This is a genomic window from Klebsiella ornithinolytica, from assembly GCF_030505655.1.
GTDB lineage: Bacteria > Pseudomonadota > Gammaproteobacteria > Enterobacterales > Enterobacteriaceae > Klebsiella > Klebsiella ornithinolytica.
This window is the reverse complement of the sequence record NZ_CP130153.1, coordinates 2,398,040-2,423,120: the sequence shown is the minus strand read 5'-3', so window position 1 is coordinate 2,423,120 and position 25,081 is coordinate 2,398,040. Positions and strand designations below refer to the sequence as shown.

General features: G+C 55.1%; 26 protein-coding genes. 21 read left to right on the top strand and 5 right to left on the bottom strand.

What is annotated here, in order from left to right:
* Nucleotides 1–147 precede the first annotated feature (147 nt).
* The gene (locus tag Q1L34_RS11345; RefSeq protein ID WP_004862601.1) at nucleotides 148–1,176 is read right to left on the bottom strand and encodes a Mal regulon transcriptional regulator MalI; all 1,029 of its coding nucleotides are present in this window, start codon (nucleotides 1,174–1,176) and stop codon (nucleotides 148–150) included.
* Between the two features lie 174 nt (nucleotides 1,177–1,350).
* Between Q1L34_RS11345 and malX the strand changes: the two genes are divergently transcribed.
* Entirely contained in the window at nucleotides 1,351–2,943 is a 1,593-nt protein-coding gene (gene malX, locus Q1L34_RS11340) for a maltose/glucose-specific PTS transporter subunit IIBC (protein ID WP_004862603.1), read from the top strand.
* A gap of 49 nt (nucleotides 2,944–2,992) precedes the next feature.
* Nucleotides 2,993–4,165 (top strand): MalY/PatB family protein, encoded by a 1,173-nt coding sequence (locus Q1L34_RS11335; RefSeq protein ID WP_065906598.1) that lies wholly within the window; start codon nucleotides 2,993–2,995, stop codon nucleotides 4,163–4,165.
* Between the two features lie 70 nt (nucleotides 4,166–4,235).
* On the opposite strand, the gene Q1L34_RS11330 is transcribed toward Q1L34_RS11335, so the two are convergent.
* A complete protein-coding gene (locus tag Q1L34_RS11330) occupies nucleotides 4,236–5,264 on the bottom strand; it encodes a CorA family divalent cation transporter (protein ID WP_004862606.1) in 1,029 nt (342 codons plus the stop codon).
* 187 nt (nucleotides 5,265–5,451) lie between these two features.
* On the opposite strand from Q1L34_RS11330, the gene Q1L34_RS11325 reads away from it, so the two are divergent.
* From Q1L34_RS11325 to yedF, 4 genes are all read left to right on the top strand, one after another.
* Nucleotides 5,452–7,074: an inorganic phosphate transporter gene (locus tag Q1L34_RS11325; protein WP_064359277.1), complete on the top strand. Its 1,623-nt coding sequence runs from the start codon at nucleotides 5,452–5,454 to the stop codon at nucleotides 7,072–7,074.
* Nucleotides 7,075–7,238: 164 nt separating this feature from the next.
* Complete coding sequence (ydfZ, locus tag Q1L34_RS11320; protein WP_004862611.1) at nucleotides 7,239–7,442, top strand: putative selenium delivery protein YdfZ; 204 nt, start codon at nucleotides 7,239–7,241, stop codon at nucleotides 7,440–7,442.
* A gap of 188 nt (nucleotides 7,443–7,630) precedes the next feature.
* Nucleotides 7,631–8,842, top strand: coding sequence for a selenium metabolism membrane protein YedE/FdhT (gene yedE, locus Q1L34_RS11315; protein WP_004862613.1), 1,212 nt, complete (start codon nucleotides 7,631–7,633; stop codon nucleotides 8,840–8,842).
* Nucleotides 8,839–9,072, top strand: a complete 234-nt coding sequence (yedF, locus tag Q1L34_RS11310; RefSeq protein ID WP_004862615.1) for a sulfurtransferase-like selenium metabolism protein YedF — start codon at nucleotides 8,839–8,841, stop codon at nucleotides 9,070–9,072. The genes yedE and yedF overlap by 4 nt, the downstream gene beginning before the upstream one ends.
* 55 nt (nucleotides 9,073–9,127) lie before the next feature.
* Here yedF and metQ read toward each other — a convergent pair whose 3' ends face one another.
* Nucleotides 9,128–9,943: a methionine ABC transporter substrate-binding lipoprotein MetQ gene (gene metQ, locus Q1L34_RS11305; protein WP_004862619.1), complete on the bottom strand. Its 816-nt coding sequence runs from the start codon at nucleotides 9,941–9,943 to the stop codon at nucleotides 9,128–9,130.
* Nucleotides 9,944–10,197: 254 nt separating this feature from the next.
* On the opposite strand from metQ, the gene Q1L34_RS11300 reads away from it, so the two are divergent.
* Together Q1L34_RS11300 and dgcJ are read left to right on the top strand one after the other, a co-directional pair.
* A complete protein-coding gene (locus Q1L34_RS11300; RefSeq protein WP_004862622.1) occupies nucleotides 10,198–10,368 on the top strand; it encodes a hypothetical protein in 171 nt (56 codons plus the stop codon).
* 93 nt (nucleotides 10,369–10,461) lie between these two features.
* On the top strand, nucleotides 10,462–11,994 hold the full coding sequence (gene dgcJ / locus Q1L34_RS11295) for a diguanylate cyclase DgcJ (RefSeq protein WP_327204510.1): 1,533 nt from the start codon (nucleotides 10,462–10,464) through the stop codon (nucleotides 11,992–11,994).
* Between the two features lie 13 nt (nucleotides 11,995–12,007).
* Here dgcJ and Q1L34_RS11290 read toward each other — a convergent pair whose 3' ends face one another.
* Nucleotides 12,008–12,721 carry a hypothetical protein gene (locus tag Q1L34_RS11290; protein WP_004862627.1) on the bottom strand — a complete coding sequence of 238 codons (714 nt, stop codon included), beginning with the start codon at nucleotides 12,719–12,721 and terminating at the stop codon, nucleotides 12,008–12,010.
* Nucleotides 12,722–12,752: 31 nt separating this feature from the next.
* Between Q1L34_RS11290 and Q1L34_RS11285 the strand changes: the two genes are divergently transcribed.
* Nucleotides 12,753–13,184, top strand: coding sequence for a hypothetical protein (locus Q1L34_RS11285; protein ID WP_126509599.1), 432 nt, complete (start codon nucleotides 12,753–12,755; stop codon nucleotides 13,182–13,184).
* 49 nt (nucleotides 13,185–13,233) lie between these two features.
* Nucleotides 13,234–14,235, top strand: coding sequence for an adenosine deaminase (add, locus tag Q1L34_RS11280; RefSeq protein WP_325940347.1), 1,002 nt, complete (start codon nucleotides 13,234–13,236; stop codon nucleotides 14,233–14,235).
* Between the two features lie 36 nt (nucleotides 14,236–14,271).
* On the opposite strand, the gene Q1L34_RS11275 is transcribed toward add, so the two are convergent.
* Nucleotides 14,272–15,312: an oxidoreductase gene (locus Q1L34_RS11275; protein WP_327204509.1), complete on the bottom strand. Its 1,041-nt coding sequence runs from the start codon at nucleotides 15,310–15,312 to the stop codon at nucleotides 14,272–14,274.
* Nucleotides 15,313–15,501: 189 nt separating this feature from the next.
* On the opposite strand from Q1L34_RS11275, the gene blr reads away from it, so the two are divergent.
* From blr to nth, 11 genes are all read left to right on the top strand, one after another.
* Complete coding sequence (gene blr, locus Q1L34_RS11270) at nucleotides 15,502–15,651, top strand: division septum protein Blr (RefSeq protein WP_071824612.1); 150 nt, start codon at nucleotides 15,502–15,504, stop codon at nucleotides 15,649–15,651.
* Between the two features lie 126 nt (nucleotides 15,652–15,777).
* Nucleotides 15,778–17,148, top strand: coding sequence for a GH1 family beta-glucosidase (locus tag Q1L34_RS11265; RefSeq protein ID WP_004862640.1), 1,371 nt, complete (start codon nucleotides 15,778–15,780; stop codon nucleotides 17,146–17,148).
* Nucleotides 17,149–17,365: 217 nt separating this feature from the next.
* Nucleotides 17,366–17,581 (top strand): transcription modulator YdgT, encoded by a 216-nt coding sequence (gene ydgT / locus Q1L34_RS11260; RefSeq protein WP_004862642.1) that lies wholly within the window; start codon nucleotides 17,366–17,368, stop codon nucleotides 17,579–17,581.
* A gap of 68 nt (nucleotides 17,582–17,649) precedes the next feature.
* Entirely contained in the window at nucleotides 17,650–18,090 is a 441-nt protein-coding gene (locus Q1L34_RS11255; RefSeq protein WP_004862645.1) for a DUF2569 domain-containing protein, read from the top strand.
* 79 nt (nucleotides 18,091–18,169) lie between these two features.
* Nucleotides 18,170–18,751: an electron transport complex subunit RsxA gene (gene rsxA / locus Q1L34_RS11250; protein WP_004862649.1), complete on the top strand. Its 582-nt coding sequence runs from the start codon at nucleotides 18,170–18,172 to the stop codon at nucleotides 18,749–18,751.
* 1 nt (nucleotide 18,752) lies between these two features.
* The gene (rsxB, locus tag Q1L34_RS11245; RefSeq protein ID WP_015584207.1) at nucleotides 18,753–19,331 is read left to right on the top strand and encodes an electron transport complex subunit RsxB; all 579 of its coding nucleotides are present in this window, start codon (nucleotides 18,753–18,755) and stop codon (nucleotides 19,329–19,331) included.
* Entirely contained in the window at nucleotides 19,324–21,621 is a 2,298-nt protein-coding gene (gene rsxC, locus Q1L34_RS11240; RefSeq protein ID WP_327204508.1) for an electron transport complex subunit RsxC, read from the top strand. The genes rsxB and rsxC overlap by 8 nt, the downstream gene beginning before the upstream one ends.
* Nucleotides 21,622–22,674: an electron transport complex subunit RsxD gene (gene rsxD, locus Q1L34_RS11235; protein ID WP_004862657.1), complete on the top strand. Its 1,053-nt coding sequence runs from the start codon at nucleotides 21,622–21,624 to the stop codon at nucleotides 22,672–22,674.
* Between the two features lie 9 nt (nucleotides 22,675–22,683).
* Nucleotides 22,684–23,304: an electron transport complex subunit RsxG gene (gene rsxG, locus Q1L34_RS11230; RefSeq protein ID WP_015584205.1), complete on the top strand. Its 621-nt coding sequence runs from the start codon at nucleotides 22,684–22,686 to the stop codon at nucleotides 23,302–23,304.
* 3 nt (nucleotides 23,305–23,307) lie between these two features.
* Complete coding sequence (locus tag Q1L34_RS11225) at nucleotides 23,308–24,012, top strand: electron transport complex subunit E (RefSeq protein WP_048025228.1); 705 nt, start codon at nucleotides 23,308–23,310, stop codon at nucleotides 24,010–24,012.
* Nucleotides 24,009–24,644 carry an endonuclease III gene (nth, locus tag Q1L34_RS11220; protein ID WP_004862665.1) on the top strand — a complete coding sequence of 212 codons (636 nt, stop codon included), beginning with the start codon at nucleotides 24,009–24,011 and terminating at the stop codon, nucleotides 24,642–24,644. The genes Q1L34_RS11225 and nth overlap by 4 nt, the downstream gene beginning before the upstream one ends.
* The last annotated feature ends 437 nt before the right edge of the window (nucleotides 24,645–25,081 follow it).

Genomic DNA, 25,081 nt, shown 5'->3' with positions numbered 1-25,081 from the left:
TTTAGCGGTCAGTGCCCGGCGGCGCTTCGCTTGCGCGGGCCTACCGGAAACGTGGCAACCGCTACAATCACGCCGGCCCGGTAAGGCGTAACTGCCACCGGGCCAGAATGCGGGAACCATAGTTTACATCTGAGCCCTTTCGAGGGGCTATTTTCGGGTCACCAGCCGCGGGGGCATAATTTGATTTCTCGCGCTCATCTGCCCCTTCTCCAGACGCCGTAGAATACATTCCGCCAGGCTTTGGCCCATCTCGCGCGCAGGCGTGGTGACCCAGGTCAACGGCACATCATCCAGCGCGCTTTCCGGGACTTCGGCAAAAGCCGCCAGCGCCACGCGCTGTTCAAAATAGCTCTCCACGCTGTCTTCACCGCTCTGGCGTCCCGCTCGCATCAGGCCAAACCAGGCGCCGGTGGCAATCACGTTGTTGTAACACAGCACGGCGGTTATGGTCGGATTCTGCCGCAGCAGCGAGGCCATTGCTTCGGCCGCCAGCTTTTGGCTGGATTCGCACTCCACGACCCATTCGCTATGAAACGGCAGACCGTACTTCAGCAGCGTCGCGCAGTATCCGCCCACCCGCTCCGCCCGCGTCAACGACGCGCTTTGTCCGCCGAGCCAGGCAATGCGCTGGTGTCCGCGGCGGATCAGATGCTCGGTGACAATCTGCGCGGCCTGCATATTATCCGGGCGGATAAGGTCGATATCATCGAGGTAGCTGGCGCGGGAGGCAAACACCAGCGGCATACCAACCTCCGCGGCGCGATCGCGCAGTTCGCTACCTTTGTCGATAGCACCGGCAATAATCACCCCGTCTACACCCTGCGAAATCAGGGTTTCAAAACGTTGACGCATTTTTTCCCCACCGTAGCCGCCCTGGGTAAGAAAGACCATTTTCCCCTCGGCCTCAAGCGCATCGGTCAGCCCGGCGGTAAGCTCCGCATAAAACGGCTTGGAGAGGTCGCTCACGATAAGACCAATCACGCCGCTCTGCCCGCCGCGCAGTGCAGCCGCCTGGCGGTTACGCACAAAACCCAGCTGTTCAATCGCCTGATTGACGCGCTCGCCGGTGGCCGACGATATCCGGCCTTTGCCGCTCAGCACCAGTGAGACCGTACTCACCGACACTCCGGCCACCTGCGCAACGTCGTTGATGGTGATCTTTTTTGCGATAGCCATAACTGCAACCGTCTCCCTGTGGCGGTCGATAAAACGTTTTATCAATGGGTTACCTTTATAAACGTTATCTTCGCCTGATTATGTGATTTTTATCGCACTAAAAAGTGATAAAACGTTTTATCTTGCCGTAGCGTTACACCCTACCCATAACTTAAAAAATCAGGATTCGTGTTAATGACGGCAAAAACGACACCAAAAATTACCTTGTGGGAGTTTTTCCAGCAGTTAGGAAAAACGTTTATGTTGCCCGTGGCATTGCTTTCTTTTTGCGGGATCATGCTGGGGATCGGCAGCTCTTTAAGCAGCCACGATGTGCTCACCCTGCTGCCATGGCTCGATATTCCGCTGCTGCAGGCTGTGTTTGTCTGGATGAGCAAAGTCGGCTCCTTCGCCTTTAGCTTCCTGCCGGTGATGTTCTGTATCGCGATTCCGCTGGGGCTGGCGCGTGAAAATAAAGGCGTGGCGGCCTTCGCCGGCTTCGTCGGCTATGCGGTCATGAACCTGGCGGTGAACTTCTGGCTCACCGCGAAAGGGATTCTCCCCACGACCGATGCCGCGGTGCTGAAAGCCAACAATATCCAGAACATCATCGGTATTCAGTCGATCGATACCGGGATCCTGGGGGCGGTGATCGCCGGGATCATTGTCTGGATGCTGCACGAGCGTTTTCACAATATCCGCCTGCCTGACGCATTAGCCTTCTTTGGCGGCACGCGTTTTGTACCGATTATCACCACCGTGGTGCTCGGGCTGGTTGGTCTGGTTATCCCCCTCGTCTGGCCGGTCTTTGCCATGGGAATTAATGCCCTCGGTCACGTGATTAACAGCGCGGGCGACTTCGGACCGATGATCTTCGGCACCGGCGAACGTTTGCTGCTGCCGTTCGGTCTGCACCACATTCTGGTGGCGCTGATTCGCTTTACCGAAGCGGGCGGGACCATGGATGTGTGCGGTCATACCGTCAGCGGCGCGCTGACTATCTTCCAGGCGCAGCTAAGCTGCCCGGAAACTCACGGCTTCTCAGAAAGCGCCACCCGCTTCCTGTCGCAGGGTAAAATGCCGGCATTCCTCGGCGGCCTGCCGGGAGCGGCACTGGCGATGTACCACTGCGCACGTCCGGAAAACCGTCATAAAATTAAAGGCCTGCTGATCTCCGGGGTGATTGCCTGTGTCGTCGGCGGCACCACTGAACCGCTGGAGTTCCTGTTCCTGTTCGTCGCCCCGGTACTGTATGTTATTCACGCCCTGCTGACCGGCCTTGGTTTCACCATTATGGCGGTGCTGGGCGTCACTATCGGCAACACCGACGGGAACGTCATTGACTTCGTGGTCTTCGGCATCCTGCACGGTCTGGCAACCAAGTGGTATCTGGTGCCGGTGGTTGCCGCCATCTGGTTTGCGGTGTATTACGGCATCTTCCGTTTCGCCATTACCCGCTTTAACCTGAAAACGCCGGGCCGCGATATCGAAACCCAGACGGCCTTTGACAAAGCCGTGAGCGGCGTCACCGGTAAATCCGGTTACAACGTGCCGGCAATTCTGGCCGCGCTGGGCGGAGCCGAGAATATCGTCTCCCTGGATAACTGCATTACCCGCCTGCGGCTGTCGGTGCACGACATGAGTAAAGTGGATAGCGCCGCGCTGAAAGCCAACCGCGCCATCGGCGTCGTACAGCTGAATCAGCATAACCTGCAGGTTGTTATCGGCCCTCAGGTACAGTCGGTGAAAGATGAAATGACCGTCCTGATGAATACCGTCCAGGCATAAACGCCCGCCCCCTCCTGACCCGGAGGGGGCTTTGATAAAGGAAGTGTCAATGTTTGATTTTGCAACGCCTGTCGATCGCCACGGCACCTGGTGTACGCAATGGGACTACGTAGCCGACCGCTTCGGCGCCGCCGACCTGCTCCCCTTTACTATCTCCGATATGGATTTCGCCACCGCCCCCTGCATTCTTGATGCCCTCAGTCAGCGCCTGGCGCACGGCGTGTTCGGCTACAGCCGCTGGAAAAACGATGAGTTTCTGGCCGCGGTCGCCCACTGGTACGCCAGCCGTTTTCACTGCCCCGTTAACCGCGATGCGATCGTCTATGGCCCGTCGGTCATTTACATGGTAGCGGAGATGATTCGCCAGTGGTCTGACGAAGGCGACGGTGTGGTCGTCCATACCCCGGCCTATGACGCTTTTTATAAAACCATTGAAGGAAACCGGCGTCGCGTTGCATCGGTGCCGCTGACGCAGCGGGATAATCAGTGGCATTGCGATATGGCGCAGCTTGAACGCACGCTGGCGGAGCCGCGCAACACGCTGCTGCTGCTGTGCAGCCCGCATAACCCGACCGGGAAAGTGTGGCGCCGCGAGGAGCTTGAGACCATGGCCCTGCTGTGCGAAAAACACGGCGTGAAGGTCATCAGCGATGAGATTCATATGGATATGTGTTGGGGTGAGCATCGTCATACGCCGTGGTGCGACGTCGCTCGCGGGCCGTGGGCGCTGTTCACCTCCGGCTCAAAAAGCTTCAATATTCCCGCGTTTACCGGGGCTTACGGCCTGATTGATGATGCCGCATCCCGCGAAGCTTATCTCACGGCTCTGAAGAGTCGCGATGGCCTCTCTTCGCCTTCCGTACCGGCGCTGGTCGCCCATATTGCCGCCTACCGTGAAGGCGCCCCGTGGCTCGATGCGCTGCGGGCCTATTTGCAGGACAACATGCGCTATATTGCTCAGGCGCTCAATCACGCCTTCCCGCAGCTGAACTGGCAGCCGCCGCAGGCCACCTATCTCGCCTGGATCGATCTGCGCCCGCTCGGCGTAGACGACCGCGCGCTGCAAAAAGCGCTCATCGAGGTACAGAAGGTCGCCATTATGCCCGGGTATACCTACGGCGAAGAAGGCGTTGGTTTTGTGCGCCTCAATGCCGGCTGTCCCCGGGAGAAACTGGAAAAAGGCGTCAACGGATTGATTGCCGCGCTGCGCGCTTTAGCATAGCGATACCGCGGCGTACCGCACGGCGTCGGCCGTGTTAAACGCCGCGGACAAGTCTGCCCGGATCCCCGGCTCACAAGTCGTCCCGCCGCCGAAAGGCCAGATATCCGGCCCCAAGGGTAAATCCACCGACGAGCAGCACCAGCAGGATAAACCCGTGATGATTGGTGGACAGCGGGATCCCCCCGACGTTCATGCCGAAGAACCCCGCCACAATATTGATCGGTAACGCCAGCACGGTAATGACCGTCAAGGTATATAGCGTGCGGTTGCTTCTTTCCATTTGCCGGGCGCTGATCTCCTCCTGCAGCAGGCTGATACGCTCGGTCAGCCCGGAGAGATCGTTGAGCACCACGGTAAACTCCTCGGTGAACTGACGAAACTCCTGAACTACGGAGCGATCGATCCACGCCGGAGGCCGGTTGAGGAGTCGAAACATGGCTGCCGGTTCGGGAGCCAACAGCCGCTGAAAGCGCAGGAGCATCCGCCGCAGGCGCGCCAGGTCGGCGCGGTTACGCTGGACGTGGTTACTGAGCAGCCGCTCTTCGATGGCATCGACATGGCGGCTGGCCTGGCGCACCACCTGTTCCAGCACCTCCTCCTGCTCCTCCAGTAAAAAGGCCAGCAGCGCGGTAGAGGATGTCACGTGCAATGTCGCCAGCCGCGGCAACATCCATTCAATAAAGCGCAGCGGCTTATAGCGGGCCGTCACCACCAGCTTCTGACTGCAGTACAGCCACAGCGTCGATGTTTCTGCGGTGGTCTCTTTGGGATGAAAAATGACGTCGTTAAGCACGGCAAACAAATTGTCGCCCTGGCGCTCAATGCGGGTGGTGTGAGAGCCGTCGCGGATCTCCTCAAAGAAAAAATCGGCAACGGGGAAATGATTCATCAACCACTTCTCAGCGGTTGCGTGGTTGAGATTGAGATGCAGCCAGACGAAATCATTTTCACCGTCCAGCTCGTGAAAGCGGGCGCATACTTGCTGGGAGGTGATTTGCAGCGGCTGATGCCCTTCCCGAAAAAGAAAACCGTACACCAACCCGGAGACTTCCATATCAAAATCGGGCTTTAACATCTTTCCTGCGACATCTTGACTCATATATCCCTCAGGATTGTATTGCATGCTGTTCGGACCCGAATAAAGTCATCTTTCGCTATTTTTCAGAGCCTGGCAAGGTTAATGATTTGTTCATCAAACGGAAACCTGGCTGACATCTGCGTTTTATAAGTTCAGCGCTGTCACCCGTAACAATTTATCCTGTCTGACGTTTAAAGGAAGGTTCCTGATGAGCGATAACAGCAGCTCGCAACGCGTTGCGCCGGGCCTTAGCCCGCAAATCATCCAGTCAAAGATTTACCAAAAGAACAGTAAAAAAACTGTTCTTTTTTTTGTCTTTTTATTAGCTATCGGCATCGCATTTTCCGCCGTGAGCTTATTTAACGACGTGGCCCGTTCAGGAACGGTATATACCAGCTACCTGCCTTTTCTTTTATTAGGGCTGGCTTTATTGATTGCTCTCGGCTTTGAGTTTGTTAACGGCTTTCATGATACCGCCAACGCCGTGGCCACCGTCATCTATACCCACTCCCTGCCGCCGACGGTCGCGGTCATGTGGTCCGGCTTTTTTAATTTCCTCGGCGTGTTGCTCTCCAGCGGCGTGGTGGCCTTCGGTATCATTTCATTACTCCCGGTCGAACTCATTCTGCAGGCCGGTACCGGCAACGGGTTTGCCATGGTGTATGCCCTGCTGTTTTCAGCCATTATCTGGAACCTGGGCACCTGGTGGTTCGGCCTGCCGTCCTCTTCGTCACACACGCTGATCGGCTCGATCATTGGCGTCGGCGTTTCAAACGCGCTGATCCACGGGCGCAACGGTACCAGCGGCGTCGACTGGGGCCAGGCGGTCAATGTCGGCTATTCTTTGCTGCTCTCGCCGGTGGTCGGTTTTGTCTGCGCCGCCGTCCTGCTGCTGCTGTTAAAGCGTTTCGTCAAAAACAAGCAGCTCTACGCCGCACCGAAAAATGACGCGCCGCCGCCGCTGTGGATCCGTAGTCTGCTGATCCTCACCTGTACCGGCGTCTCGTTTGCCCACGGCTCTAACGACGGGCAAAAGGGAATGGGGCTAATTATGCTGATTCTGGTGGGGACCATGCCCATTGCCTATGCGCTTAACCGCACTCTGCCGCCGGAACAGGCACCGCGGGTCGCGGCGCTGGCCGAAGTCACCGAAAACAGGCTGCTCAAACAATTCCCGGGCAACCTCCCCACCGATCCTCGTGAAGTGTTGACCCAGTATGTGCGCGACAGCCAGCTGACGCCGGACGTATTACCGGCGCTGGCGCGCCTTTCCGGCATTATTGGCGACCAGATTCGCCAGTACGGTTCGGTAGATAAAATCCCGGCCCAGGCGGTATCCAACACCCGTAACGATATGTATCTGGCTTCGGAAACTATCAAGCATTTGAAGAATAACCCCGATCTCCAACTGCCGCTGGAGACATCGCAGAATCTCGATGCGCTGAAAAAAGAGCTCGATAGCGCCACGCGTTTCATTCCGTTCTGGGTCAAAGTGGCCGTTGCTCTGGCGCTCGGACTGGGCACCATGGTCGGCTGGCGGCGTATTGTCGTCACCATTGGCGAGAAGATCGGCAAAACGCACCTGACCTACGCGCAGGGTGCCAGCGCAGAACTGGTGGCGATGAGCACCATCGGCGCCGCCGATGCTTTTGGCCTTCCCGTTTCCACGACTCACGTCCTCTCTTCCGGTATCGCCGGAACCATGGCGGCAAATCGCTCAGGACTGCAGTTTTCTACCGTGCGTAATCTGCTGATGGCCTGGGTACTGACGCTGCCCGCCTCGGTGATCCTCTCCGCGGTGCTGTACTGGATGTTCGCAAAAGTGTCCTAGCCACCGGCGCAGATTTGCCCGCTTCCCGCCCGTCGCCCTGACGGGCGGACTCATGGGTAAAAACAGCCATGATTTTGATAAAGCTCAAAAAAATTCACTGGCAAAAGGTGTATTAAAAAGCCGCTAACCATCCCGTTCAGCTATTTTGATAAGAGGAGGAAACCATGAAAACTTACGATCGTAACCGTAACGCTATCTCAACAGGCAGCATGGTTATGGTGGCAGGAAATGGCGTGACGGGCGTCATTAAGGCCATCCACGGCGAAGGTAAAACGGCGGAACAATTACGCCGCGCTGACTGCGTGGAAATAGAAGGCTGCGAAGGGTTATATTGCCCAATGAGCCTTATTCGGCTGGGCTTTCATTAATTACCTCCCGGCGATGGCTCGTCGCCCTGCCGAAAGAGAATAAAGGCCGCCGCGGCGGCCTTTATTTTTGTTGCCGGATCGATTCATTTTGATCCCATCGAGCGTTTTCTCGCTATAAGCGGCGTATTATCCCGCCTTCTTTCACCCCGCCCGGGGTAATTTACCTTCTGAGTTCAGAGGCATCTTTCATGACATGGCAACAGTTCAAACAGGCCTACCTGATTAAATTCTGGGCACCGGCCCCCGCGGTTATCGCCGCCGGTATTCTCTCCACCTATTATTTCGGTATTACCGGCACGTTCTGGGCCGTGACCGGGGAATTTACCCGCTGGGGCGGGCAGCTATTGCAACTTGCCGGCGTTCATACCGAGCAGTGGGGTTATTTCAAACTGATTCATCTCGAAGGGACGCCGTTAACCCGCATTGACGGCATGATGATTATCGGCATGTTTGGTGGCTGTTTCGCCGCCGCGCTGTGGGCAAACAATATCAAATTACGCCTGCCGCGCAGCCGGATCCGTATTATTCAGGCCGTAGCGGGCGGGATCATTGCCGGTTTTGGCGCACGCCTGGCGATGGGCTGCAACCTGGCAGCCTTTTTTACCGGTATTCCTCAGTTTTCCCTCCACGCCTGGTTCTTTGCCATCGCGACAGCTATCGGGACCTGGTTTGGCGCACGCTTTACGCTACTGCCTCTGTTTCGAATTCCGGTCAGGATACAAAAAGTTTCTGCGGCCTCGCCGCTCACACAAAAGCCGGCGCAGGCGCGGCGTCGTTTTCGCGCAGGAATGCTGGTGTTCTTCGCCATGATCGCCTGGGGATTACTGACTGCACTCAATCAGCCTAAACTCGGCCTGGCGATGCTGTTTGGGGTCGGTTTTGGTCTGCTGATTGAACGTGCGCAGATCTGCTTTACTTCGGCATTCCGCGATATGTGGATCACCGGACGCACCTATATGGCCAAAGCGATTATCTTCGGGATGGCGGCGAGCGCGATTGGCATTTTCAGCTATGTGCAGCTGGGCATGGAGCCCAAAATCATGTGGGCAGGCCCGAATGCGGTGATCGGCGGCCTGCTGTTTGGTTTCGGTATTGTGCTGGCCGGCGGCTGTGAAACCGGCTGGATGTACCGCGCCGTTGAAGGTCAGGTTCACTACTGGTGGGTAGGACTGGGCAACGTCATTGGTTCGACGATTCTGGCCTATTTCTGGGATGATTTATCCCCAGCGCTGGCCACCAGCTGGGATAAAGTCAATCTGCTGGCCACCTTCGGGCCTTTTGGCGGCCTGCTGGTGACCTATCTGCTATTATTTATCGCGCTGATGCTGGTCATTGCCTGGGAGAAACGCTTTTTCCGCCAGAAATCCGCCGCCATGGCCAATGTTAAGGAAACCGCATGAAAGCTATCGTTCCCGATTATCGTCTCGACATGGTAGGCGAACCCTGCCCCTATCCGGCCGTTGCCACTCTGGAAGCGATGCCTTCGCTTAAAAAAGGGGAGATTCTGGAAGTGGTCAGCGATTGCCCGCAGTCGATTAATAACATTCCGCAGGATGCCCGCAACTACGGTTATACGGTGCTGGACATTCAACAAGACGGGCCAACCATCCGCTATTTAATTCAGAAGTAATCCCTCCCGTCCAGGCCGGTGACGCGCTCCCGCCGCCGGCCTGATGCCATACAGATTACCAGCCTTTTACCGCGTCGCCTTTGTACAGCTCCGCTGCCGCAGCGGCGACTTCATCACTTTGATACGCTTTCACCAGGTTTTTCACCTTTGCACTGTCTTTGTTATCAATCCGGCTGGCGAAAATATTGACGTAGGGTGAATTTTTATCTTCGATGAAAAGCCCGTTGCGGGTTGGCGAGAGCCCAACCTGACTGGAAAATGTCGTATTAATCACGGCAAGCGCAATTTGCCGATCGTCAAGCGCGCGAGTTAGCTGCGGCGCCTCAATCTCGACGATTTTCAGTTTCTTCGGGTTGTGCACAATATCTAACGACGTTGGCAGCAGACCCACCCCATCTTTAAGGGTAATCAGGCCCTGCTTCTGCAGCAAAAGCAGCGAACGTCCGAGGTTGGTCGGATCGTTTGGCACGGCTACCTGAGCACCTTCAGGTAGCTCATCAATGGCGTGTATTTTCTTCGAGTAGGCGGCGATCGGATAGACGAATGTTGTGCCTACCTCAACCAGCTTGTAGCCGCGCTCCTGGATCTGTTTATCCAGGTACGGTTTGTGCTGGAAAGCGTTGATATCCAGATCGCCGTTATTCAGCGCTTCATTGGGCAAAACGAAATCGTTAAAGGTGACGACTTCGACATCAAGGTTATATTTCTCTTTCGCCACCTTCTGCGCCACCGCCCATACCTGCTGATCGATCCCCGCGCTGATACCCACTTTGATATGATTCGGGTCCTGCCCGGCGGGGCCACAGGCGGCAAGCAGCGTGGTGCTGGCGACAAGCAGCGAAACAGCAAACTTCTTCAGCGTAAAAACCATAATCCCAGAGTCCTTTTTAAAATAGCCTGCCGCTTATAGCAGGAAAAGTAGCGCCTGAGACTATAGGAAATATCATTGGCGATATTAAAGACTGATTCACTATGATTTATAGCGATTGGCTATGAGCCTGTCTCATGGCTGAGTTTTCCTCGCGGAGCTGTCACGGAGGCGACGAAATTATAGTTTAACTCACTGGAAAAATTGGCTAATGAAGATTAAAATTTCAATCAGCTAACGGATGAAAGGGATTTTTCATGGCTGATGAGGTCAGTGAACCATGGCTGAACGCAAGCGTATTCGATGAGTCCGCCTGTTCCAGCATATTACTTGATGATTTTATTGCCAGCCGGAGGGCACGCATGAAAAATAAACACCGCTGGCAGAAATATACCCATCCCTTTGTCGTTGCTGTTCTCATTTATTGATGAAAACGTTGACGTTCGGGGACGTTACATTACCAGTGCTCCAGCGCCATCGGACCTGGGTTATCACCGCTTCAGGCACACAGGTCATTGAGTATGGACACCAAAATCTTTTCCGTTAATTTCCGGTATATCAATACGCTGATCGTGATTCTGACCACCTCAATTTTCATCGGTCTCATCACGCGTGAATACCGCGATCTGGAAAGATATATGGGCTACGTGGCGGAAAATGGACGATCCGCGCTCTCCCATGCGGAATATATCAACCAGAATATGGCGTTCCAGCTTTCCCGGGCTTTTTCAGTTTTGCCTGCCTCGCCAGGTGTGCAAAAGAATAAGCGTGACAAGGTGTGCGAACATCTTGAATCGGCCAACGGTGTTCAGGGGTTAAACCTTACCAACCAGACATATCGTGGTTTAAACGGGACATTGCAAACCCGGAATGCGGACTGCCAGGTCTGGGCCGAGGATGTTCCTGCGCTTTCTGTTATTCAAAATGATCATCGGATATCGGTGTCAAAATATACCTTCTCCAGCTATCGCGGCTACATTTTCAATAATATCCGCTATTATATCGATCTGTTCAATAATTATATTTATATTAATAAAATCATTGACGTTAATAAATACCAGTTTGATAACTGGTTAGTCCGTGATGATAACGTGATCGATATCACTCGCAGCGCCCATACTATCAGCATCGATCGTCGCGCATTGAACGATTTACTCCATGGTGAGAGCATCACTTCCCATATTTACCGGGACGGCTACACCAAGAAAAATATAATTAGTATGCTCACGCCAGTTTTTCAGAACGGTTTAATCAAAGGCATCATTGTCACCGATGTTAATATTGATGATTTGACCACTGCGTTTTACACTGCGGACCGCCCGGTACTCTGGCGCTTCCTGTCACTGTATGTCACGGATGAGTCAACCGCTGGTGATATTTATTTCCATCGTTCGATACTCAAATCTATTAACATCATTAAATACCAGGCGAACTTAACACCGTTATATAAGCTGAATGTTAAACTTGACCTTATCTATTTTATTATCAATAACTTATGGCTGGCATTCATCTATGCCCTCAGCACCTGGCTGCTTTGTCGCTACACGAAAAAGCAAATGGCACGTCATGCTGAACTGTCCAAAGATAATATTACGGATACCATGACCGGCCTTTATAACCGAAAAGTGTTGAACGACGCGCTAAGTCATAAAATAGACGCGGCATTGGCAAAGCATATTCCTGTTACGCTGGTGTCTATCGACAGCGATGGTCTGAAGAAAATCAATGATACCCTCGGACACCATATGGGCGATAAAGTCATCCAGTCATTAGGCCGCGCCATTGAGCAGTCGATTCGTAAAAGTGACTATGGCATCCGTGCTGGCGGCGATGAATTTCTATTAATTCTCTTCGATACCGACTACGCGAAAAGCTTAGACGTCATCGCCCGCATCAAAGAAAACCTGCGCCATACCGATAAAGACAAGCGGGTCTCCTTTTCGCATGGCAACTATCCATTAGAAGCTGGCGATTCTCTTGAAAGCGCGATCAACAAATCCGATCAGCTGTTGTACGTTCACAAAAGAAATAAACATGCCGTACCCGGTAAATAACCTGTGCCGTCTCTCAGGGATGTCGGTAACCGATGTCCGGGTTCTGGAGGTGAACAAAATCACAGCGCGCCCAGTTGTAGTTCACTTTGACGAGCTTGAGTTCTCCTGAAACCGTACCAAAGCGCCGCGCCTGATTCTGCTGGAAGTATCGTCGCAATTGTGCGGGCAGAAAACGGGCTTGGTAGCGCAATAGCGTACTGTGCCAGAAAGGCGCCGGAAGCGGCGTAGCAGCGTGCCGGGCAAGCAGTTCTTGTTTCCAGGGTGATGCCAGAACTTTCTGACAAAATGCGTGGCGCATCGCAACCGCCGCCTCATCCGGAATCCCGGCAAGCAATAGCTGGCCAGGCAGGGCAACCAAACGCAATTCTCTGACCGTTATACGTCGGGCCTGATAGTCAGCCCACATTTCACCTAATTGCGAAATCTTTTCGGGAAGGACCTCGTTTTCAGCGTATAGCGGGAGAGTCAACGGTAAAAAGGTAAAATGAAAACACGCTTCCGGCAACCTGTCCGCCAGTACGTCGTCGCGCACCAGATCGTTTAGTTTATTGAAAAGCTGCTGTATTTGAGCAGGCATTGTGGGCCGTATGCCCGTTGCAAGCGCCAGCTTTGTTGGGTCATAGTCCGGCGTCTCGCGAATGCTACCAATACCCTCGTTTTCCAGCCAGGTCGCCTGGGTCTTCTCGTTCGTTGATTGATAAACGCTATCCAGGTGAATCACTTTCATCTTAAATTGTCATCATGCATAGGATGAAGCATTGGCGTACGCCGTTGCCGTGAATGAAAAAATCTGCTTTAACCGGGTTAACCCGGTTAACTTTATTTTATCTGAGTTGAAACAACGCCCCTCTGGCTCACAGTTTATCGATCTTCGCAACGGCTATCTGCCACGTTTGCCCACGCGATGCGAGAGTCTGCTGCTGGAATCGAATGGCTTTCTTTGCATCTCTATCGTGAACGCCCCGGATTCCTTAGACGCCCTCTCCCTCACGCAACGTCCCGCATCCTATGCCGGCCTGCTGGCTAAGTTTAGTCGACAGGATAATCGCCCGCCGCCCGGCCCACCGCCCGCAAGTTTGCCGGGGATCCTGTTCGGGCCAGGAGACTCTCGTGATGTAGGTTCAAAACCGATCGCGGCTCTTACAGATGATTGTATCCACTGGATTTTTTCAATGCTTTTAAAGAGTTAAAGAATTGCTGTATAATGACGTGCACTTTAACTAAAAAATGAGTGCGACCATGATTGATTTAACTTTGCCATTAACCGACATTCACCGCCACCTTGACGGCAATATTCGTGCCCAAACCATTCTCGATCTTGGCCGCCAGTTCAATATCCCCCTTCCGGCAACCTCACTCGACACGCTGATCCCCCATGTACAGGTCACCAGTAATGAACCCGATCTGGTCAGCTTCCTCGCCAAACTGGACTGGGGGGTAAAAGTTCTGGCCTCGCTGGAAGCCTGTCGTCGCGTGGCTTATGAAAACGTCGAGGATGCGGCACGCAATGGTCTCCACTACGTTGAGCTGCGTTTTTCCCCGCGCTATATGGCCATGACCCACCAGCTGCCGGTCGACGGCGTGGTTGAAGCCGTGATTGCCGGCGTACGCGAAGGCAGCCGCGATTTTAATGTCGAAACCCGTCTGATTGGTATTCTGAGCCGGACATTCGGTGAAGCGGCCTGCCAGCAAGAGCTGGACGCGCTGCTTGCCCACCGCGACGCGATCACCGCCCTGGATCTGGCGGGTGATGAGCTCGGTTTCCCGGGCAATCTGTTTATGGAACACTTTACCCTCGCTCGTGATGCCGGCTGGCGTATTACCGTGCACGCCGGCGAAGCGGCCGGTCCGGAAAGCATCTGGCAGGCTATACGAGAACTAGGAGCAGAGCGTATCGGACATGGCGTAAAAGCGGTCCAGGATCCGGCTCTGATGGATTATCTTGCGCAGCAGCGTATCGGTATTGAGTCCTGCCTGACCTCCAATATCCAGACCAGCACCGTGGCATCACTGGCAGAGCATCCGCTCAAATCGTTCCTTGAACACGGCGTTCTGGCATCCATTAATACCGACGACCCGGCGGTACAAGGTATCGACATCATTCACGAATACACCGTGGCCGCGCCGGCAGCCGGCCTGAGTCGCGATCAGATTCGCCAGGCGCAAATTAATGGTCTGGAACAGGCGTTTCTCAGCAACCAGGAAAAAGCGGCGCTGATTCAGCGCGTTCAGCAGGCCTGACCCTCAGCCCGGCGGCCTCGCTGCCGGGCAAAGACTCTAGATCAGACTCAGGGTGGGGCGATGTTTCGCCGACTCCAGACCGAGCTCAATCAACTCCATAATCTGAATCGCCTGGCTGGCAGGCACCGGATTTTCGCCGCTGCCATTCAGGGTGTCGCGAATGGCGGCATAGTAAGCCGGGTAGTTGCCCGGCAGAGTGAGCCAGTTTTCCGTCGTGCGAGCGTCCCCTTCAACCCGCGTCAGCACCCCGTCGCGCATATCGTATCCCCAGTCTTCCTGCGGCAACCGCTCGCCATTTTTCAGCCGCTCCTCCTGCGGATCCAGCCCATATTTGACATAGCTTGCCCGGGACCCGTGAACGATATATCGCGCGGTTTCTGCTGCCGCCAGCAGCGTACCGTGCAACACGACCCGCCGCTGGGGATAAGCCAACACGGCGTGGAAATAGTCGGTAGCCTGGGCGCCCGGACGCAGCTGCGCCAAATCAACGGTCATACTGACCGGCAGGCCAAATAAATTGACGACCTGATCAAGAAGGTGCGGCCCTAGATCGTACCAGATTCCGCTTCCCGGGCCGCCCTGTTCGCGCCAGCGGTTACGCACCTCTGGACGATAGCGATCGAAGTGCGATTCGACGTAACCTACCTCGCCGAGCAGCCCTTCATGAATCAGCGATTTCAGCGTCAGAAAATCGCTATCCCAGCGGCGGTTATGAAAAACGGACAGCAGTCTGCCGCAGCGTCTGGCCACGGCCTCCAGCTCTCTCGCCTGTGACAGTGTCACGGTAAAAGGTTTATCCACGACCACATGCTTGCCCGCTTCCAGCGCCGCTTTCGCCAGCGGGAAATGGGTATCGTTTGGCGTAGCGATGACGATCAAATCAATATCGGGGTTGCTCAGTAAGCCTGCGGGTTCAGCCACCACGTTCACCAGAGGCCAGTCGGCCTGGACTTTCTTTTCATCGCTACTGGACACCGCGGCCAGCGTCATTCCCGGCGTACCGCTGATTAACGGCGCATGGAAAGTTTTACTCGCATATCCGTAGCCAATCATCCCCACCCGGATAGTGTCACTCATCTTGCTGCCCTCTCATTCAAGGATTTTTGCCCTCTGATAACTATAAGCTTCAATTGATTTATTAGCTTTGCTTATGCTTCTCAAGCGTTCACCTTTACAGCAATGGTGATAATACTCTTCCGCCAGCCCTTGCGTTACTCTCCCCATTTAGTAACATTTACTCCTGTTTTAACTTTTAATTTCAGGATTATGGCAAACGTTTTTAACCGAATTGTAGAACTTATTGGTTGGGTTGTATTTGGCGTCTCAGCCCTGCTTTTGGTTATCGCTCACCACATTGATAACTACCAATCCCCGCCTCCAGCTAATGTTGTGCAAACGACCTCGCTGCCCCATTAGCCTGTCAGCCTCTGCTGACGCTAAACAGTGACCCACTTCGCAAGTGTGCAACCGGTTTCAGAAACCGGTTGCACAGCGATAAACGCATTCACTACACTCTCTTTATCATTCGATAAGGAGTTTTTCATGGCCGCATTTCCGCAACATTTTCTTTGGGGCGCCGCCACCGCAGCCTATCAGGTTGAAGGCGGTCACGATGCCGACGGTAAAGGCCCGTCAATCTGGGACATATACGCCCATCAGCCCGGCGCGACATTCGAGAACACCAATGGTGACGTCGCCGTCGATCACTATCATCGTTTTCGCGAAGACGTTGCCCTGATGGCCGAAATGGGCCTGCAAAGCTACCGTTTCTCTATCTCCTGGCCTCGCCTGCTGCCTCTCGGCCGTGGCGAAGTTAACGAAGCGGGCGTCCGGTTTTATAGCGATTTGATCGATGAGCTGCTGGCTCACAATATCGAGCCGATGATTACGCTCTATCATTGGGATCTGCCGCAGGCGCTGCAGGATGAAGGGGGCTGGGAAGCACGAAGCACCGCCGAAGCGTTCGCCGAGTATGCCCGCCTGTGTTACGCGCGCTACGGTTCCCGGGTGAAGCTGTGGGCAACCTTCAACGAAACCATTGTGTTCATCGGTCACGGCTATATTAACGGCTGTCATCCGCCGGCGGTACGCGATCCGGCGCGCGCTATCCAGGCCTGTCATCACGTTTTTATTGCCCACGCGCTGGCGGTTAAACAGTTTCGCCAAAGCGGTATCAAGGGCGAGATTGGGTTCGTTAATGTCCTGCAGCCGCATACGCCGCTCACCGACAGCGCAGAAGATCGCCAGGCCAGCGACATGGCGGACGCAATACATACGCACTGGCTATACGATCCGGTGTTAAAAGGCCATTACCCCGAGTCGCTTTTGCAGCAGACCCAGACCCTGTGGGGTGTTCCGCAGTTTGCTCCCGGCGATGACGCGCTGCTGCGTGACAACCGCTGCGATTTTATTGGACTCAACTATTATCGCCGTGAAACCGTCTCAGCCCGACCTCAGGAGGGACCCAGCGGCGGTGAACCGGGCGTCGAAGGTCTGTTTTACTTCGTGCGTAACCCGCAGAGCACCTATACCGAATGGGGCTGGGAGATTTGGCCGCAGGGGTTAACCGACGGCATAATGATGATCAAAGCACGCTATGGCGATATTCCCATTTACATCACCGAAAATGGTTTAGGCGCGAAAGATCCGATTATTGATGGCGAAGTCGTTGACGATCCGCGCATCGACTATCTTAGCAGCCATATTAATGCGCTGGAAAAAGCCCTTGAGGCGGGGGCCGATGTCCGCGGTTATTATCCGTGGTCGTTTATTGATCTGCTGAGCTGGCTGAACGGTTACCAAAAACAATACGGTTTTGTGTATGTTGATCATCAGCAAGGGCTCGCCCGTAAACGGAAAAAGAGCTTTTTTTGGTATCAAAACGTTATTGCCAGCCGGGGCAAACAGCGTTAATCTTCTCTCCCAGGCGCCGCCCGGCGCCTGATTTAGCCCTAGAATATTCTTAAATTTCTTTTGACTACCCCAGGAATGAAATCATTTCTTGTCTTTAGTATTTACAACCTAAATAATTTCATCCGGCCCGTTAAGAAGGCACCGTTTGTTGAAAGTTGGTTTACCGACAGTTGTTAATATTCGACTTGTTTATTCCGATTATAAAATGGAACCGCAAATGACCGTTCAGGACTACTTATTAAAATTCCGTAAAATCAGTTCCCTTGAAAGCCTTGAAAAACTTTTTGACCATCTTAACTATTCCCTGACCGACACCACGGAAATCGTCAACATGTATCGCGCAGCCGATCACCGCCGGGCAGAGCTGGTTTCTGGCGGTAAATTGTTCGATGTCGGGCAGGTTCCGAAATCCGTCTGGCGTTACGTGCAATAAAAACTGTTCTCAGCCATGCCAGTTGCTTATACTCCCGCTCTTTATTTTGATTGAATCCGGGAGAAATCATGTCTTCTCACTCTGCAGAACGTATCGGCGGGTGGCTGCTGGCACCGCTCGCATGGCTACTGGTTGCTCTGCTTAGCACTTCGCTGTCGCTGTTGATCTTTGCTAATGCGTTGATGAGCTCCCGGACCTACGCCCTGCTGGCGGAAATGAGCGCCGGGCACCTCCTGCTTTGGGTGGGGTCGCTGCTGTTCGCCCTCGCCATGTGGTACTATACCCTGTGGCTGACCATTGCGTTTTTCAAACGGCGAAGCATCGTACCAAAGCACTATATTATCTGGCTGCTCATCTCTCTGCTGCTGGCGATAAAGGCCTTTGCTTTTTCACCGATTTCAGACGCGATGGCCTTGCGCCAGCTGCTGTTTCCGCTTCTTGCCGCGGCGCTGTTGGTCCCCTATTTCAAACGTTCCGCACGGGTTAAGCGAACCTTCGTGAATTCGTAATAACCCCACAGTTAACCTGTTGTCGCCGGTATCGATTTATTCGATAATAGGCGGCTTTTTCTGTTTTCAGGTCGAGTTGATGGCTGATTATTTACTGCTCTTTATTGGTACTGTCCTTGTGAACAACTTCGTGCTGGTGAAGTTTCTTGGACTGTGCCCGTTTATGGGGGTTTCCAAAAAACTGGAAACCGCAATGGGGATGGGGCTGGCCACCACCTTTGTGATGACGCTGGCCTCAATTTGCGCCTGGCTGATTGATACCTGGATTCTTATCCCGCTTAACCTGATCTACCTGCGGACCCTGGCTTTTATCCTGGTTATCGCGGTAGTGGTGCAGTTCACCGAGATGGTGGTGCGTAAAACCAGCCCTGCCCTGTATCGACTGCTGGGTATTTTCTTACCGCTGATCACTACCAACTGTGCGGTGCTCGGCGTCGCGCTGCTGAATATTAACCTCGGGCATAACTTCTTGCAGTCCGCGCTCTACGGTTTTGCCGCCGCGGTCGGTTTCTCGCTGGTGATGGTGCTGTTCGCCGCTATTCGCGAACGGCTGGTGGTTGCGGATGTGCCTGCGCCGTTTCGTGGTAATGCCATTGCCCTGGTTACTGCGGGTTTAATGTCGCTGGCATTTATGGGCTTTAGTGGTTTGGTGAAGTTGTAATATGAGTGCAGTCTGGATAGCCGTGATCGCCATTAGCCTGTTGGGGCTCATTTTTGGCGTGATTCTGGGATACGCCTCCCGTCGGTTTGAAGTAGAAGATGATCCCGTTGTTGAAAAAGTCGATGAGCTTCTTCCGCAGAGTCAGTGTGGACAATGCGGCTACCCCGGCTGTCGTCCTTATGCCGAGGCCGTCGGCACTCAGGGTGAGAAAATCAACCGCTGCGCCCCAGGCGGCGAAGCGGTGATGCTAAAAATTGCCGCTCTGCTGAACGTCGACCCGCAGCCCATCGATGGCGATGAACAACAACTCGAGCCTGCACGCATGCTCGCGGTCATTGACGAAAATAACTGTATCGGCTGCACAAAATGTATCCAGGCCTGCCCGGTTGATGCGATTGTTGGCGCAACTCGCGCAATGCACACCGTGATGAGCGATCTTTGTACCGGCTGTAATCTTTGCGTCGCGCCCTGCCCGACGCAATGTATCGAAATGGTTCCTGTCGCGACGACCACTGAAAACTGGAAGTGGGACCTGCACACTATTCCAGTACGCAATATTCCTGTGGAACAACATGTTTAAGCTATTTTCCGCGTTCAGAAAAGATAAAGTCTGGGACTTCAACGGCGGTATTCACCCGCCTGAAATGAAAAGCCAGTCTAACGGCACGCCGCTGCGCCAGGTTTCCCTGCCGCAGCAGTTTGTGATCCCGTTAAAACAGCATATCGGCGCTGAGGGTGAGCTCTGCGTGCGGCCTGGCGATCGCGTACTGCGTGGTCAGCCGCTGACCCGCGGCTGGGGACGAATGTTGCCGGTTCATGCCCCGACCTCCGGTACCGTCAGCGCCATCGCGCCGCACTCGACCGCTCACCCTTCCGCCCTCGCCGAGATGAGCGTCATTATCGATGCCGACGGTGAAGACCGGTGGATTGAGCGTGACGGCTGGAGTGATTACGCAAACAAAACCCGTGAAGAGCTCATCGAGCGTATTCACCAGTTCGGCGTGGCCGGGCTGGGCGGCGCGGGATTCCCGACCGGCAGCAAATTACGCGGCGGCGGCGACAAAATTGAAACCCTGATTATTAACGCCGCTGAATGCGAACCCTATATTACCGCCGACGATCGCCTGATGCAGGATTGCGCAGCGCAAATTATCGCCGGCATCCGCATCCTGGCCCATATTTTACAGCCGCGCCAGGTGCTGATCGGTATTGAGGATAATAAACCGCAGGCCATCTCGATGATGCGGGCAGTCCTTGCCGATGCTCACGGTATCGAACTGCGGGTGATTCCCACCAAATACCCGTCCGGCGGCGCGAAGCAGCTGACGCAGATCCTCACCGGCAAACAGGTTCCCCACGGCGGGCGCTCGTCGGACATCGGCGTGCTGATGCAAAACGTCGGTACCGCCTATGCGGTTAAACGTGCGGTGATCGACGGTGAGCCGCTGACCGAGCGCGTTGTCACCCTCACCGGCGAGGCGGTTACCCGCCCTGGCAACGTGTGGGCGCGACTGGGAACGCCGGTTCGCCATCTGCTGGAAGATGCCGGCTTCTGCCCGAGCGCCGAACAGATGGTCATTATGGGCGGCCCGCTGATGGGGTTCACCCTGCCGTGGCTTGACGTTCCGGTGGTCAAAATCACCAACTGCCTGCTGGCGCCATCGGCAAGCGAAATGGGCGACCCCGAGGAAGAGAAAGGGTGTATTCGCTGCAGCGCCTGTGCGGACGCCTGTCCGGCCGATCTGCTGCCGCAGCAGCTGTACTGGTTCAGCAAAGGCCAGCAGCACGATAAAGCCACCGCCCATAACCTGGCCGACTGCATCGAGTGCGGCGCCTGCGCCTGGGTCTGTCCGAGTAATATTCCGCTGGTACAATATTTCCGTCAGGAAAAGGCCGAGATTACGGCTATCCGTCAGGAAGAAAAGCGTGCAGCGGAGGCCAAAGCCCGCTTTGAGGCCCGCCAGGCTCGCCTGGAACGGGACAAAGCCGCACGCCTGGAGCGCCACAAACAGTCTGCTGTTCAACCGGCCGCGAAAGATCATGCGGCGATTAACGCGGCGCTGGCCCGGGTTCGCGAAAAACAACGCGATGCCGCCCAGCCGATCGTAGTCCAGGCAGGCGCGAAACCGGATAACAGTGAAGCGATCGCCGCCCGCGAAGCTCGTAAAGCCGAAACCCGCGCCCGCAAACTGGCGCTGCAGGATCAGGATACGGGGCAACTTGCGACCGAGGCTCACGTTCAGCCCGCCGCCGAAGCCGTTGACCCGCGTAAAGCGGCCGTTGAAGCGGTTATCGCCCGCGCGAAGGCCCGCAAGGCTGAGCAGCAGGCCGCCGCACCGGCTGACGTTCAGCCTGCAACCGAAGCCGTCGACCCGCGTAAAGCGGCCGTTGAAGCGGCTATCGCCCGCGCGAAGGCCCGCAAGGCTGAGCAGCAGGCCGCCACACCGGCTGACGTTCAGCCCGCCGCCGAAGCCGTCGACCCGCGCAAAGCGGCCGTTGAAGCGGCTATCGCCCGCGCGAAGGCCCGCAAGGCTGAGCAGCAGGCCGCCGCACCGGCTGACCTTCAGCCCGCCGCCGAAGTCGTCGACCCGCGTAAAGCGGCCGTTGAAGCGGCTATCGCCCGCGCGAAGGCCCGCAAGGCTGAGCAGCAGGCCGCCGCACCGGCTGACGTTCAGCCCGCCGCCGAAGCCATCGACCCGCGCAAAGCGGCCGTTGAAGCGGCTATCGCCCGCGCGAAGGCCCGCAAGGCCGGGCAGCAAGAGATGACCCAGTCAACCGCCAACGACGATCCGCGCAAAGCCGCGGTCGCCGAAGCAATCGCCCGCGTTCAGGCCAGGAAAGCATCCCGGCAGGCAGTTAACGAGGAATAAATGGTTTTCAGAATCGCAAGCTCTCCTTATACCCACAACCAGCGTCAGACCTCACGGATTATGCTGCTGGTTCTGCTCGCAGCCGTACCCGGCATCGCGGTTCAGACCTGGTTTTTTGGCTGGGGAACCGTGGTGCAGCTCGTCCTCGCCTCCCTCACGGCCTGGGCGACAGAAGCCGCCATCCTCAGGTTGCGGAAACAGAATATTGCCGCCACGCTTGCCGATAACTCCGCGCTACTGACCGGTCTGCTGCTGGCCATTAGTATTCCGCCGCTGGCTCCCTGGTGGCTGGTCGTTTTGGGTACCGCCTTTGCCGTTATTATTGCCAAGCAGCTGTACGGGGGGCTGGGCCACAACCCGTTTAACCCGGCGATGATTGGCTATGTTGTGCTGCTGATCTCATTCCCGGTGCAGATGACTTCCTGGCTGCCGCCGCATGAAATTGCGGCCACCGTTCCGGGCTTCACCGACGCCCTGCAGGTTATTTTTAGCGGTCACACCGCCAGCGGCAACGATATGAACGCCCTGCGGCTGGGGATCGATGGCATCAGCCAGGCTACGCCGCTGGATACGTTTAAAACGTCACTGCATGCCGGTCATGCGGTGAAGGAGATCCTGCAGTACCCGATCTACGGCGGCACGCTGGCCGGTCTTGGCTGGCAGTGGGTCAATATCGCCTATCTGGTCGGCGGTCTGTTTTTACTCTGGCAGAAGACTATTCGCTGGCATATCCCGCTGAGCTTCCTGCTTAGCCTGACCCTCTGCGCCACCCTGGGCTGGCTGTTTTCACCGCAGAGCTTCGCGGCCCCGCAGATTCATCTGCTTTCCGGCGCGACCATGCTCGGCGCATTCTTTATTTTAACGGATCCGGTTACCGCCTCCACCACCAACCGCGGCCGCCTGATATTCGGCGCCCTCGCGGGTCTGCTGGTGTGGCTCATCCGCAGCTTTGGCGGTTATCCTGACGGTGTGGCTTTTGCCGTGCTGCTGGCGAACATTACCGTTCCGTTAATCGACTACTACACGCGCCCGCGCGTCTATGGCCACCGCTGAGGACCGATGATGTTAAAAAGCATGCGCAAACACGGCATTACGCTGGCGCTCTTCGCCGCCGGCTCTACCGGGTTAACCGCGGCCATCAATGAGCTGACAAAATCGACGATTGCTGAGCAGGCGGCGACCCAGCAAAAAGCGCTGTTCAATCAGGTTTTGCCTGCGGACCGCTATAATAACGATTTGCTGCAGAGCTGCTACCTGGTCACAGCGCCACCGCTCGGTAAAGGTCAGCATAAGATCTGGATTGCCAAAAATAACGATGCTCCGGTCGGAGTGGTGATGGAAGCGACCGCCCCCGATGGTTACTCCGGTGCGATTCAGCTGCTGGTTGCCGCCGACTTCAAAGGCACCGTTCTTGGCACCCGCGTAACGGAGCATCATGAGACGCCCGGCCTTGGCGACAAAATTGAACTCCGTCTGTCGGACTGGATAACCCACTTTGCGGGCAAAGTCATTCACGGTTCCGGCGACAGCCACTTTGCCGTGAAAAAAGACGGCGGTGATTTCGATCAGTTCACCGGCGCCACTATTACCCCACGCGCGGTAGTCAACGCCGTTAAGCGTGCCGGCCTGTACGCGCAAACGCTGCCCGCACAGATTCCCGAACTCACGTCCTGTGGAGAGTAAGCCATGAGCGAAGTCAAAGACGTTATTGTTCAGGGGTTGTGGAAAAACAACTCCGCGCTGGTCCAACTGTTAGGCATGTGCCCCCTGCTCGCCGTGACCTCTACCGCCACCAATGCGTTAGGGCTGGGACTGGCGACAACCCTGGTGCTGACGCTGACCAACCTGACAATCTCCAGCCTGCGCCGCTGGACACCGGCTGAAATTCGTATACCGATTTATGTCATGATCATCGCTTCGGTCGTGAGCGTCGTACAGATGCTGATTAACGCCTATGCATTTGGTCTGTATCAGTCTCTGGGAATTTTTATTCCGCTGATTGTAACCAACTGCATCGTGGTCGGTCGTGCCGAAGCGTTCGCTGCCAAAAAAGGGCCGGCACTGTCGGCGCTGGATGGTTTCTCCATTGGTATGGGGGCGACCTGCGCGATGTTTGTGCTCGGTTCGCTGCGAGAAATCCTCGGCAACGGGACGCTGTTTGATGGGGCCGATAGCCTGCTGGGTAGCTGGGCGAAAGTGCTGCGTATCGAAGTATTCCACACCGATACGCCGTTCCTGCTGGCGATGCTGCCGCCGGGCGCCTTTATCGGTTTAGGGATGATGCTGGCGGTGAAATACCTGATTGACGAACGAACTAAGCAACGTAAAGCGAAAGCAGCTGAAGCGAATCAAGCCACGCCAGTTGATGCGCACAGGGAAAGTCTGGGATGAATAAGAGCAAACGTCTGGAAATACTGACCCGACTGCGGGATAACGACCCGCACCCCACAACGGAACTGAATTTCAGCTCCCCGTTCGAATTACTGATAGCCGTACTACTCTCGGCGCAGGCGACCGACGTCAGCGTGAATAAAGCCACGGCAAAGCTCTATCCGGTGGCCAATACGCCGGCAGCCATGCTGGCGCTGGGTGTTGATGGCGTCAAAGCGTATATCAAAACTATCGGGTTATTTAACAGCAAAGCTGAAAATGTGATTAAAACCTGCCGGATTCTGCTTGAGCAGCACAATGGCGAGGTTCCCGAGGACAGGGCGGCGCTGGAAGCCCTTCCCGGCGTGGGACGTAAAACCGCCAACGTGGTACTGAATACCGCGTTCGGCTGGCCGACGATTGCCGTGGATACGCATATTTTTCGCGTTTGCAATCGGACACAATTTGCCCCAGGGAAGAACGTTGAACAGGTGGAGGAAAAGCTGCTAAAGGTCGTTCCCGCCGAATTTAAAGTCGACTGCCACCACTGGCTTATTCTCCACGGCCGCTATACCTGTATTGCGCGCAAACCTCGCTGCGGCTCCTGCCTGATTGAAGATCTGTGCGAGTTTAAAGAAAAAGTCTACGCATAACATTCTGGCAGAACCATTACCCTGCTTGTGGTAATGGTTCTGTTCTTCCCGCCATTCCCTTAGCTTTAACGCCACTATTTCTGCGCTCTACAGGACAATTAACCGTCTATATAACGTTCATCCAGGTTAATCATTTTTTGTGGTGAAAAAATTTCTATACATTTGTGATCCAGATCATCCACGCAACTTAATGTTAAATTATTGTTGTCGCAATGATAAAGAAAGCCAGTATTTCCAATACCAGAGCACCACTTACCAGGACAATACCCCATCATTTTTTAGGATTATGGGCTATATCACTATGTTCAAGGCTTATCAGCAGAATATATCGCCATTATCCGATTCCATTCCGGTCTCGACAGATAAAAATATCACCAATGTGTAAAAGGTGAAATTTAACTCTGTATAACATTTGAATGACTGGCGTATTATAACGC

What these genes read in the sequence shown, in the direction of transcription:
- Q1L34_RS11345 (WP_004862601.1), bottom strand. Translation starts at nt 1,176, where the DNA reads ATGGCTATCGCAAAAAAGATCACCATCAACGACGTTGCGCAGGTGGCC.
- malX (WP_004862603.1), top strand. Translation starts at nt 1,351, where the DNA reads ATGACGGCAAAAACGACACCAAAAATTACCTTGTGGGAGTTTTTCCAG.
- Q1L34_RS11335 (WP_065906598.1), top strand. Translation starts at nt 2,993, where the DNA reads ATGTTTGATTTTGCAACGCCTGTCGATCGCCACGGCACCTGGTGTACG.
- Q1L34_RS11330 (WP_004862606.1), bottom strand. Translation starts at nt 5,264, where the DNA reads ATGAGTCAAGATGTCGCAGGAAAGATGTTAAAGCCCGATTTTGATATG.
- Q1L34_RS11325 (WP_064359277.1), top strand. Translation starts at nt 5,452, where the DNA reads ATGAGCGATAACAGCAGCTCGCAACGCGTTGCGCCGGGCCTTAGCCCG.
- ydfZ (WP_004862611.1), top strand. Translation starts at nt 7,239, where the DNA reads ATGAAAACTTACGATCGTAACCGTAACGCTATCTCAACAGGCAGCATG.
- yedE (WP_004862613.1), top strand. Translation starts at nt 7,631, where the DNA reads ATGACATGGCAACAGTTCAAACAGGCCTACCTGATTAAATTCTGGGCA.
- yedF (WP_004862615.1), top strand. Translation starts at nt 8,839, where the DNA reads ATGAAAGCTATCGTTCCCGATTATCGTCTCGACATGGTAGGCGAACCC.
- metQ (WP_004862619.1), bottom strand. Translation starts at nt 9,943, where the DNA reads ATGGTTTTTACGCTGAAGAAGTTTGCTGTTTCGCTGCTTGTCGCCAGC.
- Q1L34_RS11300 (WP_004862622.1), top strand. Translation starts at nt 10,198, where the DNA reads ATGGCTGATGAGGTCAGTGAACCATGGCTGAACGCAAGCGTATTCGAT.
- dgcJ (WP_327204510.1), top strand. Translation starts at nt 10,462, where the DNA reads ATGGACACCAAAATCTTTTCCGTTAATTTCCGGTATATCAATACGCTG.
- Q1L34_RS11290 (WP_004862627.1), bottom strand. Translation starts at nt 12,721, where the DNA reads ATGAAAGTGATTCACCTGGATAGCGTTTATCAATCAACGAACGAGAAG.
- add (WP_325940347.1), top strand. Translation starts at nt 13,234, where the DNA reads ATGATTGATTTAACTTTGCCATTAACCGACATTCACCGCCACCTTGAC.
- Q1L34_RS11275 (WP_327204509.1), bottom strand. Translation starts at nt 15,312, where the DNA reads ATGAGTGACACTATCCGGGTGGGGATGATTGGCTACGGATATGCGAGT.
- blr (WP_071824612.1), top strand. Translation starts at nt 15,502, where the DNA reads ATGGCAAACGTTTTTAACCGAATTGTAGAACTTATTGGTTGGGTTGTA.
- Q1L34_RS11265 (WP_004862640.1), top strand. Translation starts at nt 15,778, where the DNA reads ATGGCCGCATTTCCGCAACATTTTCTTTGGGGCGCCGCCACCGCAGCC.
- ydgT (WP_004862642.1), top strand. Translation starts at nt 17,366, where the DNA reads ATGACCGTTCAGGACTACTTATTAAAATTCCGTAAAATCAGTTCCCTT.
- Q1L34_RS11255 (WP_004862645.1), top strand. Translation starts at nt 17,650, where the DNA reads ATGTCTTCTCACTCTGCAGAACGTATCGGCGGGTGGCTGCTGGCACCG.
- rsxA (WP_004862649.1), top strand. Translation starts at nt 18,170, where the DNA reads ATGGCTGATTATTTACTGCTCTTTATTGGTACTGTCCTTGTGAACAAC.
- rsxB (WP_015584207.1), top strand. Translation starts at nt 18,753, where the DNA reads ATGAGTGCAGTCTGGATAGCCGTGATCGCCATTAGCCTGTTGGGGCTC.
- rsxC (WP_327204508.1), top strand. Translation starts at nt 19,324, where the DNA reads ATGTTTAAGCTATTTTCCGCGTTCAGAAAAGATAAAGTCTGGGACTTC.
- rsxD (WP_004862657.1), top strand. Translation starts at nt 21,622, where the DNA reads ATGGTTTTCAGAATCGCAAGCTCTCCTTATACCCACAACCAGCGTCAG.
- rsxG (WP_015584205.1), top strand. Translation starts at nt 22,684, where the DNA reads ATGTTAAAAAGCATGCGCAAACACGGCATTACGCTGGCGCTCTTCGCC.
- Q1L34_RS11225 (WP_048025228.1), top strand. Translation starts at nt 23,308, where the DNA reads ATGAGCGAAGTCAAAGACGTTATTGTTCAGGGGTTGTGGAAAAACAAC.
- nth (WP_004862665.1), top strand. Translation starts at nt 24,009, where the DNA reads ATGAATAAGAGCAAACGTCTGGAAATACTGACCCGACTGCGGGATAAC.